We start from the raw sequence: 591 nt of genomic DNA, 5'->3' as shown, positions 1-591 counted from the left end.
CGGCGCGACCTTCACGGCCTACGACCAGATCGACAAGGCCCCCGAGGAGAAGGCGCGCGGCATCACGATCTCGACCGCCCACGTCGAGTACGAGACCACCAACCGCCACTATGCCCACGTCGACTGCCCCGGCCACGCCGACTACGTGAAGAACATGATCACCGGCGCCGCCCAGATGGACGGCGCGATCCTGGTCGTGTCGGCGGCCGACGGCCCGATGCCGCAGACCCGCGAGCACATCCTGCTCGCCCGCCAGGTCGGCGTGCCGGCGCTGGTGGTGTTCCTCAACAAGGTCGACATGGTCGATGACGAGGAGCTCCTGGAGCTCGTCGAGCTGGAGGTGCGCGAGCTCCTCTCGAAGTACGACTTCCCCGGCGACGACATCCCGATCACCAAGGGCTCGGCCCTGATGGCGCTCGAGGACAAGGAGCCCAAGATCGGCCGCGACGCCGTTCTGAAGCTGATGGAGACGGTCGACGCCTACATCCCGCAGCCGGAGCGCCCGATCGACCTGCCGTTCCTGATGCCGATCGAGGACGTGTTCTCGATCTCGGGCCGCGGCACGGTGGTGACGGGTCGCGTCGAGCGCGG

1 protein-coding gene is annotated in these 591 nt (G+C 68.0%); it reads left to right on the top strand.

The annotated features are described in order from the left end of the window. The coding region (locus MFF56_RS31905; RefSeq protein WP_238232223.1) for a GTP-binding protein at positions 1–591 on the top strand (591 nt) is incomplete at both ends.

The organism is Methylobacterium hispanicum, assembly GCF_022179285.1.
Lineage (GTDB): Bacteria > Pseudomonadota > Alphaproteobacteria > Rhizobiales > Beijerinckiaceae > Methylobacterium > Methylobacterium hispanicum.
This window is presented reverse-complemented; position numbering and strand designations above follow the sequence as displayed.